The organism is Thalassotalea psychrophila, assembly GCF_031583595.1.
GTDB lineage: Bacteria > Pseudomonadota > Gammaproteobacteria > Enterobacterales > Alteromonadaceae > Thalassotalea_A > Thalassotalea_A psychrophila.
On the sequence record NZ_CP134145.1, the window covers coordinates 2,199,873 to 2,217,222 of the forward strand.

Below are 17,350 nucleotides of genomic sequence, written 5' to 3' on the forward strand. Positions count from 1 at the left end.
ACCCTAATATTTATTGTTCAAAATAACAATTGCTATACTTGATATATCTTTATTAAAATAGCGATATATTATTTTAACTTGATGGCTATAATGCGCGTTTTACTTTTCTGTTTATCAATTTTCTCTTGCCTGTCTTGGGCTAACACTCCTCATTTTAAAATTGACTTAGTAAAAGTCGACAAATCAACCCGCACTATGTTTCTCTATGCTGGTGATACTATTGTGAAGGAATATCATATTGCGTTAGGAGAAAGCCCTAAAGGTCATAAAGAGCAAGAGGGGGATAATAAAACCCCTGAGGGCAGTTACAACTTAGATTATAAAAAAGAAGACTCACAATTTTACCGAGCAATGCACATTAGTTACCCGAACGAATTTGATATTGAACAGGCCCAACAAAAAGGTATTAACCCTGGTGGATATATAATGATCCATGGCCAAAAAAATGGCGATACTAAAAACCCAAAAATAACTCAACGGTTTAATTGGACTAATGGTTGTATTGCGTTAACGAATAATGAAATGGACGAATTTCTTAACCTAGTAGATTCAGGTACTCAAATTAAAATTCAGTGGTAGAGCTACTGAGGATAAATTAAAAACAGCCGGAGGCTGTTTTTAATTTAGTTAGGTTACTGTTTTGGTGGTAGCAAATGTTCAGGTAGGTTCTTTCTTCTTCCACTTTCCGTTGGACTATAGTGCTTTTCTAAATAGTCCAAAATAATAGCTTCATTTTGCATCAAAGGCCAAAGCCCTTGTTTCTCTTGCATCCAACGGATCGTGTCTAGCCAAGTTTCTCTCGACATCCTATTTTGAGTAACAAGCGCAGCACTATGACAAGCTGTACAGTTTGCTTTAACAATATCGAATCCGGCGTCTATAACTAAGCCAGTCTCTTTATCTAAGGCTTGGCCAGCATGGCTTAAGGCACTGAATGATAGTAGGCTAGATAAAGTTAAGAATACTAAGATTTTAGAGTTAATCATCATTGATTACACCACTTTAACGGCAATTCTGTGACATGCATTATTTAAATACCCTTTAGGATTCCAACCAGGCAAGATCATTGGCTGAGCAGTATCGTCAGAGTCGGTTGCTTTTGCCCATACTTCATAGTAACCAGCTTTAGGAAACTCTACTTTAGTTTGCCAATGCTGCCAGGCGTTACGATTAACCGGTTTAGAAATAGGAATGTCTTGCCATGTTTGGCCAAAATCTATTGATATTTGCATACCAGTGACTTCTTTATCACCAGCCCAAGCATGGCCATTAACTGAAAATTCTTTACCTAAGGTATGCAAAGTTCCTGATTTAGGGAAAGTGATCAATGATTTAACTGGCATACTATGAATAATGCACATATCTTCATCGGCAACTTTAGTTCCGGGTGCAACTGCTTCACATGGCACTCTATAGGCTGTCCCCGTCATTTTTGCACCGTCATGAACTTTATTACGAATATCGATACCTTTAAGCCATTTACCGCCAGTTGATGCAGGCCATCCACCAAACACTAACCGCAATGGAAACCCATTCATTACTGGTAAGTCTTCACCATTCATCGCCCAAGCGATTAATGATTCATCTTCTAAGGCTTTACGCATCGGTACGCCGCGAGATATAGCTGCTTTATTTGGATCGCCACTTAAATGTGAATCGGCGCCATGATAGCCAATATACACAGCATCATCTTTAATACCGCAATCAAGCAATACGTCTTTTAATCTAATACCAGTCCATTTAGGGCAACCAACTGCACCAGTTGTCCATTGGTTACCTTTGGCTGGAGGGTTAAACTCTGAACGACCGTTGCCGCCACATTCTAAGGTTAACTGATAAGTGTGATGCTTAAACTTTTGTTTTAGCTCGGCTAAGGTGTAGGTTTTGGAGTTTTTAACCGACTCACCACCAATGGTGAGAGTCCAATTTTCAATATTTACATTTTTTGGGGGAATACCGTTATTGCGAACAAATAACTTATCTGCTGGAGTAACGGCATCATTTAATAAGTGTGGTGGTGTTTCCGCATTAACTGGGCGATCGTTTAATACTAATAATCCTGGGTGCTTACCCTCAATAATAAAGTTTTCAGCGGTTTGAGCGAGCGCGGCAGGGATCATACCTGAAGACATAAAACGACTAAATACAATTTCGGCACCTAAAATGGTACTCATGGCGGTAAGGCCTTTTAAGAAGCCACGTCTGGTGAGTGGGTTTGAAGTTCTGCCAAATACCTTTAAATCTGCAGCAATCGGATCTTCACTATATAATTCTCCAATCCCTTGTTCCGTCAATGGCTTATTCTTACTTATTGGCATGGAGACTCCACATTTAATTTAATCTATTTTAATTTTTATGAGTGTAGAATATCTTCCTTGTTGTGGATTTTTAAGTAAAGAGTAAAATTTAACTTGGCAACCGTTATTCTCAATATGAATTAAAAAAGGCGAGCTTAATGCTCGCCTTTAATTGCAACCTATTGGTAGTTACATTACGCGTTGACCAGGTTGGGCACCGTCATCTGGGTTTAAGATAAAGATATCTTTACCGCCAGGACCTGCAGCAATTATCATACCTTCAGACATACCAAAACGCATTTTACGTGGTGCTAGGTTAGCTACTACTACAGTAAGCTTGCCAACTAAATCTTCTGGTTGATACGCGGATTTAATACCTGCGAATATCTGACGCGTTTCGCCACCTAAATCAACTTCTATGCGCAGTAGTTTATCTGCTTTTTCAACGTGTTCAGCAACAACAATTTTTGCTACGCGTAAGTCAACTTTAGCAAAATCTTCAAAGCCAATTTCATCAGCGATAGGGTCATCAGCAAGTGGGCCGGTGATAGGCGCAGCTTCTTGAGTTGCCACTAAGTTTTCCTTTGAATCTTCAACCATAGCGTTTACTTTATCCATTTCTACACGTTGTAATAACGCTTTAAATTTGTTTACTTTGTGATCAACTAATAGCGCTTTATGGCCATCCCAGATCAATTCGTCATTTAAGAACCCGGCTGTTTTAGCCGCAAGCTCTGGTAATACCGGTTTAAGATATATCATTAAGATGCGGAATAAATTAATACCTAAAGAACAAATGTCTTGAACTTCTTGTTGTTTTCCGTCTTCTTTAATTAGCTGCCATGGCTCTTTAACTGCGATGTATTCGTTAACCTTGTCGGCTAATGCCATGATCTCGCGCATTGCACGGCCAAACTCGCGTTTTTCGTATAACTCAGCGATAGAGTCGCCAGCAGCCATAACTTCATCTGCTAATTCTTGATTATCAATATTAGTTGATAACATGCCGTCAAATTTCTTTGAAATGAAACTTGCACAGCGCGAAGCTATATTTACAACTTTACCTACCAAGTCAGAATTTACTCGTTGCGCAAAATCTTCAAGGTTTAAATCTAAATCATCAATGCGGCTGGTTAATTTAGCTGCATAATAATAACGTAAAAACTCTGGGTTAAGATGTTCTAAGTAAGTTCGGCCTTTAATGAACGTGCCTTTTGACTTAGACATTTTACGACCATTTACGGTAACAAATCCATGAGCATAAACAGAAGTCGGTTGGCGATAATCTGCACCTTTTAACATTGCTGGCCAGAATAACGAGTGGAAATAGATAATGTCTTTACCAATAAAGTGGTATAGCTCAGCAGTTGAGTCTTTTTCCCAAAACTCGTCAAAGTTAATACCGCGTTTATCACATAGATTTTTAAAACTGCCCATGTAACCAATTGGTGCGTCTAACCAAACATAGAAGAATTTACCTGGTGCATTTGGAATTTCAAAACCAAAATAAGGCGCATCACGAGAAATATCCCATTGCTGTAAGCCTGAATCGAACCATTCAGCCAATTTGTTGGCCATTTCTTCTTGTAATGAACCACTGCGAGTCCATTCTTTTAGCATTGTTTCAAATGCTGGTAAGTCAAAGAAGTAATGTTCAGAGTCTTTCAATATTGGTGTAGCACCTGATACCACTGAAATAGGGTTAATTAAATCAGTTGGTGAGTAAGTTTCACCACAGTTGTCACAGTTATCGCCATTTTGATCTTCGCTTTTACACTTAGGGCAGGTACCTTTTACAAAGCGGTCAGGTAGGAACATTTGTTTTTCAGGATCAAACAACTGTGAAATCACACGAGTTTTAATATGACCTTTCGCATTTAAACGATTATAAATTTCTTCAGCAAAAACCCGGTTTTCATCACTGTGAGTAGAATGATAGTTATCGAATTCAATGTTAAAGTCAGCAAAATCAGCCATATGTTCTTCACGAACTTGGTTGATCATTTCTTCAGGCGAAATACCTAATTGCTGAGCTTTAAGCATGATAGGTGTGCCGTGGGCATCATCAGCACAAACATAATAGGTTTCATGGCCGCGCATTTTTTGAAAACGCACCCAAATGTCAGTTTGAATGTACTCTAATAAGTGACCTAAATGGATTGGACCATTAGCGTATGGTAACGCGCTGGTAACAAGAATTTTGCGTTTATTGCTAGTCATTGAACGAACTTGCCTAATTTATAAATATTTTAATGGAAATAATGGCTGTGATAGTACAGAATTTAGGGCGTATTTTCATTAATAATTATCATAAATCATAAGAAAAACTAGCGATTATGTTTAAAAACCCATTTAGCAGTAATAAATCAGAACAAAATGTTAGTGATAAGATCACCGAATTCCTTAATAAATATAAATCCGACCTATTTCCTGACGGCGTATTAAATACCGTAACAGCGTTTAATATCAAACTAAACAAACAAACTTACTTACTAGAGTTTACTTTGCCATTTCCATGTCAGGGCGAGCTTGAAATAATAGCCAAAGAACTTGTAACACTTTTTGATATCGACATTGAACTTTCGTTAACGTTAGATATTAAACCGGTACGAAGTCATTCAATATCTGGTATTAAAAACATAATTGCTATTGCATCAGGTAAAGGCGGAGTTGGTAAATCAACAACGTCAGTAAACCTTGCCTATGCGTTAATGGCTGAAGGTGCAAAAGTGGGCATTTTAGATGCCGATATTTATGGGCCTTCAATTCCTACTATGCTGGGGATTGAAAATCAAAGACCATCGTCAGTTGATGGGAAATTGATGCAACCACTTGTAGCTAATGGTTTAACTGCAATGTCTATTGGATTTTTAGTGTCAGATACTGATGCAACAGTATGGCGCGGTCCTATGGCAAGCTCTGCTTTTTCACAGATGTTGAATGAAACTGCTTGGCAAATTGATGGCGGGGCTCTAGATTACTTGATCATAGATATGCCTCCTGGTACTGGTGATATTCAACTTACTCTGGCTCAAAAGGTTCCTGTTGCTGGTGCTACTATTGTTACAACGCCGCAAGATATTGCCTTAAAAGATGCGGTAAAGGGCATTAATATGTTCGATAAGGTGAAAGTGCCAGTACTCGGTGTTATTGAAAACATGAGTTATCACCTTTGTGAAAACTGTGGACATCATTCGCATTTATTTGGAGAAGGCGGGGCAGAAAGCATCGCAACTCAATATAAAGTTGATTTATTGGGGCAATTACCGCTTAATGTCCACATTAGAGAAGACTCTGACGCAGGTAAATCGTCAGTACTAGTAAATACTTCTAGTGATATTACCAGCTTGTACCGTAAAATAGCTCGAAATATGGCCGCACAATTGTATTATCAATTAGATGCTAATAGCCCATATACACCTGAAATCATTACTGTAAAAAACATAGAAGAATAAAACATGAGACTTTCTGATAAAGATATTATCGAATTAATTGAACAAGAAAAAATTATAATTACACCAAAACCTGATGAATCCATGATCTCAGGGGTAAGTGTTGATATTTGTTTAGGTCATAAATTTCGTGTTTTTCAAGATCACACAGCACCTTTCATCGACTTAAGTGGACCTAAAGCTGATGTACAAGAAGCAATGAACACAGTTATGAGTGATGAAATTCATATAGATGATGGTGATGCTTTCTTTTTGCATCCAGGAGAGTTAGCACTTGCCGTGACTCATGAGTCAGTAACTTTACCTGCCAATATAGTGGGGTGGTTAGACGGACGTTCATCATTGGCGCGTTTAGGTTTAATGGTTCATGTAACTGCTCACCGTATTGATCCCGGTTGGTCAGGGCAAATTGTTTTAGAATTTTTCAACTCTGGTAAATTACCACTGGCATTAAGACCACTAATGAAAATTGCTGCATTAAACTTTGAAACCATGTCTGGGGATGCACTTCGTCCATACAACAAGCGTGTTGATGCTAAATACAAAGGACAACAAGGTGCAGTTGCTAGCCGTATTAGTGAAGACGATAAATCTTAGTTAATATTGGTATACCTCTTCAATAAAAAAGCACGCAACTGCGAGCTTTTTTTTAATTCAAGGATGAATTAACTTATAATTGCCATGGACGGCATAAATTCTGTACTTCAGGGACGAAGGAATGCCAATCTAACAGGGATGTTATGAGATTGGCTCAATTCAAGGATGAATTAACTTAGAATTGCCATGGACCGTTCCTACGCATCCCCGGCAATTGCTCCCTGCATTGCTCTAATATACAACATCCATGTTGAAAATGTGTTCACGGCATACGCAACTTCCATGTTGAAAACGGTTTAAATTCTGTACTTCAGGGATGAAGGAATGCCAATCTAACAGGGATGTTATAAGATTGGCTCAATTCAGGGATGTGTCTCGTTCTGAAACTCAAGCTAAGCTATTGATTGACCAGTTTAGGACTTTCATCGTCAGTATCATTATTAACGTTCTCAGCTTTCTCTTGATCAAAGGCTAGTAAACATTGTTCTAATGCGTCTACTAGTAAAACCTTGTCATGAAAATAATCCACTTTTTCACTGGCTAGCGGTGTTTTTACAAGGTCGACAAAACTTGATGTTGCGTCCATATTTTCAGTGACAACTATGTCTACCGGCTGACTACCAATATTGTAAGTTAACCACTCAAGTCTTTCGTCAATTGTTAATTCACCTGCAGGGCTCTGTTCTTTGGCAATATTGTCTATGAACACGCATTTGGCATTGCTGCTTGTTATAGCTTTAGAAATATCTCTTACCAATAAAGGAGGAACGATTGATGTTAAAAAACTACCCGGACCTAAAATAATTAAATCGGCATTATTAATGGCTTTTAATGTCTCAGGTAATGCTTTTACTAATGGTGCTAGCATCATATTTTTTGGCATTGTGGCCATATCATCTACTGATATTTCTCCAACACGGCAGCGGCCTTCAGCATAAAAAGCCATTAAATCAGTAGGAGTTTCAGACATTGGTTGTACACGAGTTCTTACTCGCAATATACGCCTGATAAGTTTGATTGAATCAAGAGGTCGCGAATGGATGTCGTTGAGGGCGTATAAAATTAAGTTTCCAAGATTATGTCCGCTTAACTCATCACTACCATCAAATCTAAAATTAAATAATTTAGAGCCTACTGAGTTTTGATCTACAAGTTGCATTAAACAATTACGTAAATCACCCCAGGCAATGGTGCTACTGCGCCTTCTTAATTTACCGGTAGAACCACCATTATCTGTTGTTGCAACTACTCCAGTTAATTGGTCACCTAGAAAGGATAGGGTAGATAAAACCCTTCCTAACCCATGACCACCACCAATGGCAACAACATTCATTTTTTTCAAACGCATAAATTAAAAATCCTATTTATAAACCTAGAAATAGAGAAAAGTAAAAGCAGGTTTATATAGTGAAATATAGGCTATTTTAATGCTAAAACAATAATTTACGCTACTGAAAAATTGTAATCAGAGTATGGCGAGTGTTATTTAGGGGGGAAATTATTAGCTTTTAAGGTTTTAATAATTAATTAACACTCATGATTTGAACATTTTCATCCAATTATTTTGTTAAAAAACAAGCAAACCGATCGATTAATGAACGAACATGCAATAAATCACACTTTTTTGCGTTTTTCTTCAAAAAATAGGTTGACAGTTTTGGGATGACTGCATAGAATTCGCCTCGCTTTCAACGAGTCTAGGTCACTCCTGAAAGTAGAAGTTTGGGGCCATAGCTCAGCTGGGAGAGCGCTTCGCTGGCAGCGAAGAGGTCTGCGGTTCGATCCCGCATGGCTCCACCAATTAACTTCTTTAGGTTTTGGCAAAAACCGACGTAAGAATTTTTACGAGATGGTATATATTTAGGTATATAACAATGCGAATGTTAACTTAATTGATAACACCAGCGTCCCCATCGTCTAGAGGCCTAGGACACCGCCCTTTCACGGCGGTAACAGGGGTTCGAATCCCCTTGGGGACGCCAATTTTTAAAAAATAAGTTGTGCCGAAAGGTATATACAAGTTCTTAGTGCCAGGTGTTTTAACACCGGACACAGAAAAACGTTTAAAAGAATGTGTTACAACATTTCTGCAAAAAATCAGGTCGCTCAGTTGAACAAGTTCAACATTCGCCCTAACGCAGAATTAACAAAACATGTTTTGTAAAACAAATTCTGCGTCCCCATCGTCTAGAGGCCTAGGACACCGCCCTTTCACGGCGGTAACAGGGGTTCGAATCCCCTTGGGGACGCCAACTTATTTTAGATGACTTAAGTGATTAAGTTCTAGTGCCAGGTGCTTGCACCGGACACAGAAAAACGTTTAAAAGAATGTGTTTGTAACATTTCTGCAATTTTTAAGGATTATTCAATCGGCGCAGAGCTTGATTGAATACCTACGCAGAAATAGTTTCTGCAAAAAATCAGGTCGCTCAGTTGAACAAGTTCAGCTTTCGCCCTAACGCAGAATTAACAAAACATGTTTTGTAAAACAAATTCTGCGTCCCCATCGTCTAGAGGCCTAGGACACCGCCCTTTCACGGCGGTAACAGGGGTTCGAATCCCCTTGGGGACGCCACTTATTTTATCAATACCGTTTTATCTTAGGTCTTATCAGTTTACTGGTATAGAAGGTAACAATCGATTTAATCGTTTGCTATCGATGTGAGGATTTATCCTTACGCTAAAGATGTTTTAAGTATATTAAACAAATTCTGCAAAGATAAAGGTTTGCTCAGTTGAACAAGTTCAACGTTCGCCTTAACGCAGAAACATAAAAATATATTTTTATAAACATGAAGAATTAATTTCTGCAAAATAATAAGGTCGCTCAGTTGAACAAGTTCAACATTCGCCCTAACGCAGAATTAACAAAACATGTTTTGTAAAACAAATTCTGCGTCCCCATCGTCTAGAGGCCTAGGACACCGCCCTTTCACGGCGGTAACAGGGGTTCGAATCCCCTTGGGGACGCCACTTTACAGTGATGAAAAAGCCGACGTAAGTCGGCTTTTTTGTGCGTGTAAGAAAATACCAATTAAATTTCTATAAAATTCATGTTTTAATTATACCAATTTTATTAAATTATTGCCCACTTGTGCTAGTTAAAATACTCCATGGCGGCGTTGCTCTCAATACCTATAGCCAGCTATAGGTCAATCGAGCGCCTTGCCCTGATTTATTTTCCCTACGCACAACAAGATCACAAACATAATGAAACTGGCATTAATGCTTTATTATTTTCAGTTTATAAGGTTTTATTTTGAATATTACTATCTTAGCCAATAGAGATATTGCGAGTAACTTTGCAATTAACCTTTTACTTCCTCATTTAAATAATCACAACATAACTATTTTTCTTTCTGCAAAAGTAGGGCAGAAGACAAATAAACCCGCTGCTCTTTTAGAGTTGGCATTTTATGAGCAGGAATTATTCAACCGAATATTGTCTCCTAAAATTAATGCTCAACATAGTGAACAAACTGGCTTTAATACTTTCGAACAGTTGCATGAAATTGTTGATGGCGGCGTTCGGGAATTAAATAATATAAATACTGAAGAGGGCTTAAATGTGTTTAAACCTTCTCAGCCAGACTTAGTCATATCTATCCGCTATGGCGTCATTATTAAATCAAATATTATAAATGTACCTCGAAACGGAGTTATCAATCTACATTCAGGGATTTTGCCTGATTATAGAGGCGTTATGGCAACTTTCTGGGCTATGTATAAAAAAGAACAAAGTATTGGCATGACACTACATTATATTAGTGATGGGACGATAGATACGGGTAGGGTGATTGGTAAATCATTTATAGATGTAAACTATCAAAAATCATATCTGTGGCATGTTCTCGAGCTTTACAAAGAAGGTACACAATTAATTATTAACGTCGTAAATAAAATAAATCAAAATTTAGCAATAAGCAGTACAGCCCAAGAAAAGGGCGGTGATTATTATTCATTTCCAACAACTGAAGAAGTCGAGACTTTCATCAATGCTGGCAACGCTATTATTTCAGAGTTAGAGGTTAATGAATTCATTAATCAGTATTATCGCTCCAATGTTAAATTGAGTGAACTTACCCAACCTGAGCAATAGTTTGGCTTAAATGATCTTTTTTGTATTTTATCTCGAACTTTTATTGACACTTCAGTCTAATCTCATTATTATGCACGCCATTGAACAGCAGGCCACTAGCTTGTTGTTCTAAACAGTTTTATCTTAGGTCTTAAATCAAGCAATTGATTAAAGAAAGTAGAAAGTAATTTCTACTAGATGTGAGGATTTATCCTTACGCAAGATAGTTTTTAATATGTAAGTTTTCTGCAAAAAGTTATGGTCGCTCAGTTGAACAAGTTCAACATTCGCCCTAACGCAGAATTAACAAAACATGTTTTGTAAAACAAATTCTGCGTCCCCATCGTCTAGAGGCCTAGGACACCGCCCTTTCACGGCGGTAACAGGGGTTCGAATCCCCTTGGGGACGCCACTTTACAGTGATGAAAAAGCCGACGTAAGTCGGCTTTTTTGTGTGTGTATGTATTTATCCACGTCAGGCAGGATGCCTTTTGAATTGGTTCTGTATAGAATACCTGCCTAATTCTTATACAGCTGTGCAAAATTGATCAAACAACCTCTTGTATTAATAATTAATTAGCAGTAAGTTGTAAGTTCTAGATTAAATATGGAACATTTGAATGACAGCGTCAGAGCTTAGCGATTACATCATGATATTGATGATAATAAATGGTGCTTTAAGCTACTATTACGGCCGTGGTAAAGTCCGATTTCCGTTGGTCGCGGTATTTTTTGGTGTGACGTTGTCAATAATCCCACCGCTTGGGATTATTTATGTGACAGTTTTGATGTTAAAAAATGAAAATGTAGATCCTGAAAAAGAACGAAAAAAAGATGAAAAGTACCAAAATGAAGTACCTCGCAGGCCTTACACTTAATTCAATTTAGATTTCCTTCAAATTTTAATAACGCGGCGTTTAATAATTTCTTCATTTCTTGGGCTAATAATGGTTGTGCTTCAATCGTTGGATGAATGCCATCCGCTTGCATAAGCTCTGGTTTACCTGCGACCGACTCAATGAAAAAAGGTAATAAGGTTACCGTACTTTCTTGGGCTGCATTGGCAAATACATCCGAAAACATTTTATTGTATCTTGGACCATAATTGGGAGGGATGCGAATAGCAGACAGCAAAACTTTTATGTTTTTTGATTTTGCTAATTCAATAATTTGTAACAAGTTATTTTTAATTAACTTTGGTGGAAAGCCACGCAAACCATCATTTCCCCCTAATTCAATCAATAAATAATCAATATTGTTTTTCTCTAAAATCCCCGGCAGCCTTGCTAATCCGCCACCGGTGGTTTCACCGCTGATACTAGCGTTAACTATTCGATACTCCGCCTTTTCTTGTTTTAGCATATTATTTAGTAACATTACCCAGCCATCTTTTTCTTGCATCCCATAACTAGCACTGAGACTATCACCTAAGAGTAAAATAGATTGTTGAGCCAGTACCGAAATTGAAAGGCTGCTGGTTAAGATGAACAATAATGAAAGAGTTAGTTTTTTAAGCATGAATACAAAACCTGAAATAATATTAGAATGTCGCGATGTTACTAAAACAGTGAAAACTGCCAGTAATAATCAACAAGAGAAATCATTAACTATCCTGAAAGCAATTAACTTACAAGTCAAGTCTGGAGAGAGTATTGCTATCATTGGAGCCTCTGGCTCAGGCAAAACTACGTTATTGTCTTTGTTAGCTGGATTAGACTTACCAAGTTCAGGGGAAATTTACCTAAACAACTTGGCATTGCACTCGTTTGACGAAGAGCGCCGTAGTAAGGTAAGAGCAGACCATGTAGGATTTATTTTTCAATTCTTTTTACTAATAAACAGTTTAACCGCACTAGAAAACGTAATGTTACCTGCCGAGCTTGCTAATGATAACAACGCTAAAGAAAAGGCGATTGCAATGCTTGATAAAGTTGGACTAGCAGATCGAGTTGAGCATTACCCTGGGCAATTATCTGGAGGTGAACAGCAGCGAGTGGCAATAGCTCGAGCTTTCATATCAAATCCAGCAATTCTATTTGCTGATGAGCCTACCGGTAATTTAGACAGTAATACTGGTGAAAAAATAACTGAATTATTGTTTGAGCTTAACCAACAGCAGGGTACAACATTAGTTTTGGTCACCCATGACTCTAAATTAGCACTTCGTTGTCAAAGGCAACTCACTATGCAAGCAGGAGAATTTATTGAGCCTAGAGTTGCAATGGCAGAGGTGAGCTAAGATGCCGATATGGGTTAAACAGTCTTTACGTTTATTTAGACATGAACTTAAGCGTGGTGAATTAACCATAATTTGCCTTGCTATTATATTAGCTGTAGCAACGGTTTTTTCGCTTTCAGGTTTTTCACAGCAAATACAGTCAGCATTGATCAATGAAAGTAACAGTTTTATTGCTGCTGATAGAGTGCTCCAATCATCGCGTCCGGCATCAAATAACATACTCGCTAAGTCGAAAGAACTACATTTAGACAATGCTGAGGTGATGTTATTCTCATCCATGGTCTTCGCTGGAGATGAGATGCAATTGGCGTCAGTTAAAGCGGTAAGTAGTTCATACCCGTTAAGGGGAGAGTTATTAATAAACGATCCTCAAAATTTGGAAGTTTTATCTAAGAGTGCACCAGCGAGCGGAACTGTTTGGGTGCAATCATCTTTACTTGAAAAACTTTCAATTACCATCGGAGATAAGCTCGAACTTGGCGCCGCAAAATTTACAGTGGCAGGGACAATCAATAAAGAGCCTGATGCTTCGTTTAGTGTATTTACCCAAGGACCACGAGTTTTTATAAATTTACAAGATGTTGAATCCACCCAAGTTGTGCAACCTGGAAGCCGATTAACCTATCGTTATTTATTTGCTGGTACTAAAGACGCTATTGATGAGTATGAGGAGTGGGTAAAACCTCACATTACTGATATCCAGCGTTGGTATGATGTTAAAAGCCAACAAACACCTCTAGCCAATGCATTAACTAGAGCTGAAAAATACTTATCACTAGCCAGTATGCTAGGTATCATTCTAGCAGCTGTTGCCGTATCTGTTGCCAGTAGACGATATGGTCAGCGCCATCAACCTATGGTCGCGGTGTTTAAAGCCATGGGAGCGAATAGGGCGCATATACGAAATTTATATTTGTTGCATTGGACCAGCCTATCACTTTTTTCAATCATCATTGGTTTAGTTATCGGTTTTGGCTTGCAAACATTAGGCTTGTCATTAATGGCTGATTATTTACCTAATTCAGCTAAAAATATATCTTCATATCCTTTAATTGTTGCAACGGTTACCGGTATCATCAGCGCTTCAGCTTTTGCTATAACACCAATGAAAATGTTGATTTCTACTCCTGTATTAGCGGTTATCCATGGCTTTGGTGACATTGATAGCAAAAAATCAATAGTTGGTAACATTCCTCCTGTTGTAGCTATTTTCGTCTTACTCATGTTATTTAGTCGTGATTGGGTTTTATCACTGGCCTTGATGGCAAGTGGTGGCGTAATTATTGCCATTTTATTATTGCTTGGGCGATTATTAATAAACACCGGACGTTCGGTTGGTAGTCAAGCAGGCCAGGCATTCCACCTAGCAATGGCGAATTTAAAGCGCCGCGGGAAACAAAATAATGTGCAACTGGTAAGTTTTACCATAGCGATTAACTTATTATTGTTAATGTTGGTTGTTCGTAATGATTTGATTAATGAGTGGCAGGCCCAACTTCCGGTTAACGCGCCTAATCAGTTTTTAGTTAATGTAAGCAAGCAGCAAGTTCCAAATGTTGAGAGCTTTTTAACCGAACAAGGTATGAATGCGAGTGAATTATATCCGATTGTAAGAGGTCGACTCACTGCTATTAACGAAGAGAAGCTATTAAAAACAGCCAGCAAAGAACAAACAGATAAAAGTGACCAAGGCAGACAAGGGATTGGTCGAGAATTGAATATGACTTGGCATTCAGTTTTGCCAAAAGAAAATATAATTGTACAAGGGCAGTGGTTTAGTCCAAACACTGATCTCGCGCAAGTCTCGATAGAGTCTAAACTTGCTGAGCGATTAGAGATAAAAATAGGTGATCAATTAAGTTTTCAAATTGGTAGCGAGCAAATAAATTTACCCGTAACCAGTATTCGAGAAGTTAATTGGCAGTCGATGCAGCCCAATTTTTACATGATCTTCTCTGAAAGCGTACTAACCGATTTTCCTGCTACTTATATTGCCGCAATGCATGTACCTGAAATTAAGCAAAAGGTAATGCAGAAATTTTTATCTCAATACCCAACCATCACTGTAATCGACGTACAAGCGATGATAAGTCAACTACGTTCGGTAATAGAACAAGTTTCCTTGGCAATTGAGTTTATTCTTGCGTTAGTGGTGTTAGCTGGTTCATTAGTATTGGTTGCACAAGTACAAGCCAGTATGGAAGAACGAGAAAGGGAGTTAGCAATATTAAGAACATTAGGGGCAAAAGGCAGTTTATTAAAAGGCGCTACCGTGCTTGAATTTGTCATTTTAGGGGCTATTGCTGGTTTTATGGCAAGTATCGCCATGGAGATAGGTGTTTATGTCATTCAAACCCAGGTATTTGAAATGCAGCCTTCATTGCATCTATTTTATTGGTTTGTTGGTATCGGTTTAGGCGCTTTATTTGTTGGCCTTGTTGGATTGTTTTCTTGTTGGCGATTGCTAAATTTATCTAGCTTAACGCTTATAAGACGTACTCTATAACTAAATCACTTACTATGTAATTCTGCCAGAGCAATATTAATATTTGGATAGTTAAATTTAAATTGCTCTGCCAAAAGGTGTTCTGGTAACACCTTTTGGCCATAAAGTAATAAGTCAGACATCTCCCCAAGCAGCAATTTTAATGCAATAGCTGGTACAGTCATAAAACTTGGGCGATGTAGAGATTTTGCTAAAGCCTTGGTAAATTCCTGATTAGTTACAGGTTTGGGCGCGGTTAGGTTAAAAGGCCCTTGGCAATTTTCATTATTTAATAAAAACTCTATTGCATCGACCATATCCGTAATGTGGATCCATGACATATATTGATGACCTGAAGATATTCTCCCTCCCAAACAAAACTTGAATGCGGGTAACATCTTTTGTAATGCGCCACCGGAATTAGCCAATACAATTCCGGTTCGCAATATACAGACTCTGGTCTTGTCACTTGCTAATAACGCTTTATCTTCCCAAACTTTACATATTTTATGACTAAATTCTTCATTTATATCTTTATAATGCTCATTGATTTCAGTATCTCCTTGTCGGCCATAATAGCCAACCGCAGAGCCTGAAATGAATACTTTGGGAGGCTTATTCGATTCATTGATTAATTGGCTTAGCTTGTTTGTTAACTTCCATCGACTTTGACAAATTGAACGCTTCTGTTTTAATGTCCATCGTTTGTCAACAATAGGCTCACCGGCTAGGTTTATCACCGTATCAAATTCATCTAACTCTGTTTTATCTGATAGGTTATCAATAAAATTAATGCTTTGTGAAGATGGCAAAAGGCGTTTGGCTTTATTTGGATCACGCGTTAATACCACAAATTTATATTTGTGTTGATATTTAGTTATAAAGGCTGAGCCTATGAGACCCGTGCCACCCGTTATTAAAATTTTCATGGTTCAATAATTTATTAAAAGTAGTTAATTTTTAAGAAAATCTTCCTCATTATTAATGATAGTCGAAAGGGCAGGGATATGACCATTTTACCCATATTGAAAATATCCATAAGATCATAGAGTGTAAACTTTGATAATATTTGTTATCTTATAACTATAAAAAAATAAGAGATTTCTCATGGACTTATCAACTAAAAACACTGGGATAGTGAAAGGCTTAATTACCTTAGCCTGCTTAGTAATAATCATGGCGGGTATAAAAACAGCAAGCAGCATTTTGATCCCGTTTTTACTTTCCCTGTTTATTGCCATCATGTGTAACCCGGTTATCAATAAAGCAGAACAATATAAGATCCCAAAAGGGATAGCTATTATATTGGTGATCGCTATTTTTGTAGGTGTTGGCATGTCCTTGGCCAGCTTGATTGGCAATTCACTTACAGAATTATCTGCGTTAATGCCAGAATACAGAGCACAGTTAACACATGATTTTGCCGGCCTAATTGACAAATTGGCAGACTATAATATTAAAGTGTCTTCTAAAATATTGATGCAGTATTTAGATCCCGCCGCGGCAATGGGCTTTGCCGCTGATATGTTATCTGGATTTGGTAATATTATGGCGAACCTATTCTTGATCATTATCACTGTCGTATTTATGTTATTTGAAGCGCCAAGCATTCCAGCAAAACTGCACTTAGCGCTTAAAGATCCGCAAATGAAGATGCAACAAATTGATAAATTCCTTAATTCGGTAAATCAATACATTGCCATTAAAACTTACGTAAGTATTGCAACAGGTTGTTTAGTTGGATTCATGTTATGGGCAATTGGTTTAGATTTCTTTTTGCTGTGGGGCGTTTTAGCATTTTTATTAAATTATATACCTAATATCGGTTCAATTATTGCGGCCGTTCCTGCTGTGTTATTAGCATTATTGCAACTTAATCCGTTTGCAGCGGCTATGATAGGTGCCGGCTATATGGCAATAAACACCGTCATGGGCAATATGGTTGAACCGCGCTACTTAGGCAGGGGCTTAGGCTTATCAACCTTGGTAGTATTTCTATCATTAATCTTTTGGGGCTGGTTACTAGGTACTGTTGGTATGCTTCTAAGTGTACCACTTACTATGATCATTAAAATTGGATTAGAAGGCTCAGCAGAGGCTAAGTGGTTCTCAATTATGTTGGGTGACGAAAATCAAGCAGCAGATGAATTAAAAGAGCAACAAGCGCAAATACAGTTAAACGAAGGGAAGTAAGGAACAATC

At 37.9% G+C, this 17,350-nt stretch carries 14 protein-coding genes and 6 tRNA genes; 14 read left to right on the forward strand and 6 right to left on the reverse strand.

Features of this window, described 5'->3' with window-relative positions; genetic code table 11:
* The first annotated feature begins 90 nt into the window (after positions 1-90).
* On the forward strand, positions 91-579 hold the full coding sequence (locus RGQ13_RS08860; protein ID WP_348393194.1) for a L,D-transpeptidase family protein: 489 nt from the start codon (positions 91-93) through the stop codon (positions 577-579).
* Positions 580-632: 53 nt separating this feature from the next.
* Here RGQ13_RS08860 and RGQ13_RS08865 read toward each other — a convergent pair whose 3' ends face one another.
* The 3 genes from RGQ13_RS08865 to metG all read right to left on the reverse strand — a co-directional run bounded on the left by RGQ13_RS08865 (position 633) and on the right by metG (position 4,517).
* Positions 633-989 carry a hypothetical protein gene (locus RGQ13_RS08865; RefSeq protein ID WP_348393195.1) on the reverse strand — a complete coding sequence of 119 codons (357 nt, stop codon included), beginning with the start codon at positions 987-989 and terminating at the stop codon, positions 633-635.
* 3 nt (positions 990-992) lie between these two features.
* On the reverse strand, positions 993-2,318 hold the full coding sequence (locus tag RGQ13_RS08870) for a sulfite oxidase (protein ID WP_348393196.1): 1,326 nt from the start codon (positions 2,316-2,318) through the stop codon (positions 993-995).
* Between the two features lie 168 nt (positions 2,319-2,486).
* Positions 2,487-4,517, reverse strand: a complete 2,031-nt coding sequence (gene metG / locus RGQ13_RS08875; RefSeq protein WP_348393197.1) for a methionine--tRNA ligase — start codon at positions 4,515-4,517, stop codon at positions 2,487-2,489.
* Positions 4,518-4,633: 116 nt separating this feature from the next.
* Here metG and apbC point away from each other — a divergent pair, with 116 nt between their 5' ends.
* Together apbC and dcd are read left to right on the forward strand one after the other, a co-directional pair.
* Positions 4,634-5,752 carry an iron-sulfur cluster carrier protein ApbC gene (gene apbC, locus RGQ13_RS08880; protein ID WP_348393198.1) on the forward strand — a complete coding sequence of 373 codons (1,119 nt, stop codon included), beginning with the start codon at positions 4,634-4,636 and terminating at the stop codon, positions 5,750-5,752.
* A 3-nt stretch (positions 5,753-5,755) separates the two neighbouring features.
* Complete coding sequence (gene dcd, locus RGQ13_RS08885) at positions 5,756-6,346, forward strand: dCTP deaminase (RefSeq protein WP_348393199.1); 591 nt, start codon at positions 5,756-5,758, stop codon at positions 6,344-6,346.
* A 397-nt stretch (positions 6,347-6,743) separates the two neighbouring features.
* Here dcd and RGQ13_RS08890 read toward each other — a convergent pair whose 3' ends face one another.
* Positions 6,744-7,694: a gluconeogenesis factor YvcK family protein gene (locus tag RGQ13_RS08890; RefSeq protein ID WP_348393200.1), complete on the reverse strand. Its 951-nt coding sequence runs from the start codon at positions 7,692-7,694 to the stop codon at positions 6,744-6,746.
* Between the two features lie 376 nt (positions 7,695-8,070).
* Here RGQ13_RS08890 and RGQ13_RS08895 point away from each other — a divergent pair.
* The 8 genes from RGQ13_RS08895 to RGQ13_RS08930 all read left to right on the forward strand — a co-directional run bounded on the left by RGQ13_RS08895 (position 8,071) and on the right by RGQ13_RS08930 (position 11,302).
* Positions 8,071-8,146: transfer RNA gene (locus RGQ13_RS08895), tRNA-Ala, on the forward strand.
* A gap of 106 nt (positions 8,147-8,252) precedes the next feature.
* Positions 8,253-8,328, forward strand: a tRNA-Glu gene (locus tag RGQ13_RS08900).
* A gap of 194 nt (positions 8,329-8,522) precedes the next feature.
* Positions 8,523-8,598, forward strand: a tRNA-Glu gene (locus RGQ13_RS08905).
* A 247-nt stretch (positions 8,599-8,845) separates the two neighbouring features.
* Positions 8,846-8,921 (forward strand) — tRNA-Glu (locus RGQ13_RS08910).
* A 322-nt stretch (positions 8,922-9,243) separates the two neighbouring features.
* Positions 9,244-9,319, forward strand: a tRNA-Glu gene (locus tag RGQ13_RS08915).
* A gap of 286 nt (positions 9,320-9,605) precedes the next feature.
* A complete protein-coding gene (locus RGQ13_RS08920) occupies positions 9,606-10,445 on the forward strand; it encodes a formyl transferase (RefSeq protein WP_348393201.1) in 840 nt (279 codons plus the stop codon).
* Positions 10,446-10,760: 315 nt separating this feature from the next.
* Positions 10,761-10,836: transfer RNA gene (locus RGQ13_RS08925), tRNA-Glu, on the forward strand.
* Between the two features lie 208 nt (positions 10,837-11,044).
* Positions 11,045-11,302, forward strand: a complete 258-nt coding sequence (locus RGQ13_RS08930; RefSeq protein ID WP_348393202.1) for a hypothetical protein — start codon at positions 11,045-11,047, stop codon at positions 11,300-11,302.
* Position 11,303: 1 nt separating this feature from the next.
* On the opposite strand, the gene RGQ13_RS08935 is transcribed toward RGQ13_RS08930, so the two are convergent.
* Positions 11,304-11,942 (reverse strand): arylesterase, encoded by a 639-nt coding sequence (locus tag RGQ13_RS08935; protein WP_348393203.1) that lies wholly within the window; start codon positions 11,940-11,942, stop codon positions 11,304-11,306.
* On the opposite strand from RGQ13_RS08935, the gene RGQ13_RS08940 reads away from it, so the two are divergent.
* Together RGQ13_RS08940 and RGQ13_RS08945 are read left to right on the forward strand one after the other, a co-directional pair.
* Positions 11,941-12,663 carry an ABC transporter ATP-binding protein gene (locus RGQ13_RS08940; RefSeq protein ID WP_348393204.1) on the forward strand — a complete coding sequence of 241 codons (723 nt, stop codon included), beginning with the start codon at positions 11,941-11,943 and terminating at the stop codon, positions 12,661-12,663. The genes RGQ13_RS08935 and RGQ13_RS08940 overlap by 2 nt on opposite strands.
* Before the next feature lies 1 nt (position 12,664).
* Positions 12,665-15,169, forward strand: a complete 2,505-nt coding sequence (locus RGQ13_RS08945; protein WP_348393205.1) for an ABC transporter permease — start codon at positions 12,665-12,667, stop codon at positions 15,167-15,169.
* Positions 15,170-15,174: 5 nt separating this feature from the next.
* Here the strand turns inward: RGQ13_RS08945 and RGQ13_RS08950 are convergent, their stop codons facing one another.
* Positions 15,175-16,077, reverse strand: coding sequence for a TIGR01777 family oxidoreductase (locus RGQ13_RS08950; RefSeq protein WP_348393206.1), 903 nt, complete (start codon positions 16,075-16,077; stop codon positions 15,175-15,177).
* 178 nt (positions 16,078-16,255) lie between these two features.
* Here RGQ13_RS08950 and RGQ13_RS08955 point away from each other — a divergent pair, with 178 nt between their 5' ends.
* Positions 16,256-17,341, forward strand: a complete 1,086-nt coding sequence (locus RGQ13_RS08955; protein ID WP_348393207.1) for an AI-2E family transporter — start codon at positions 16,256-16,258, stop codon at positions 17,339-17,341.
* The last annotated feature ends 9 nt before the right edge of the window (positions 17,342-17,350 follow it).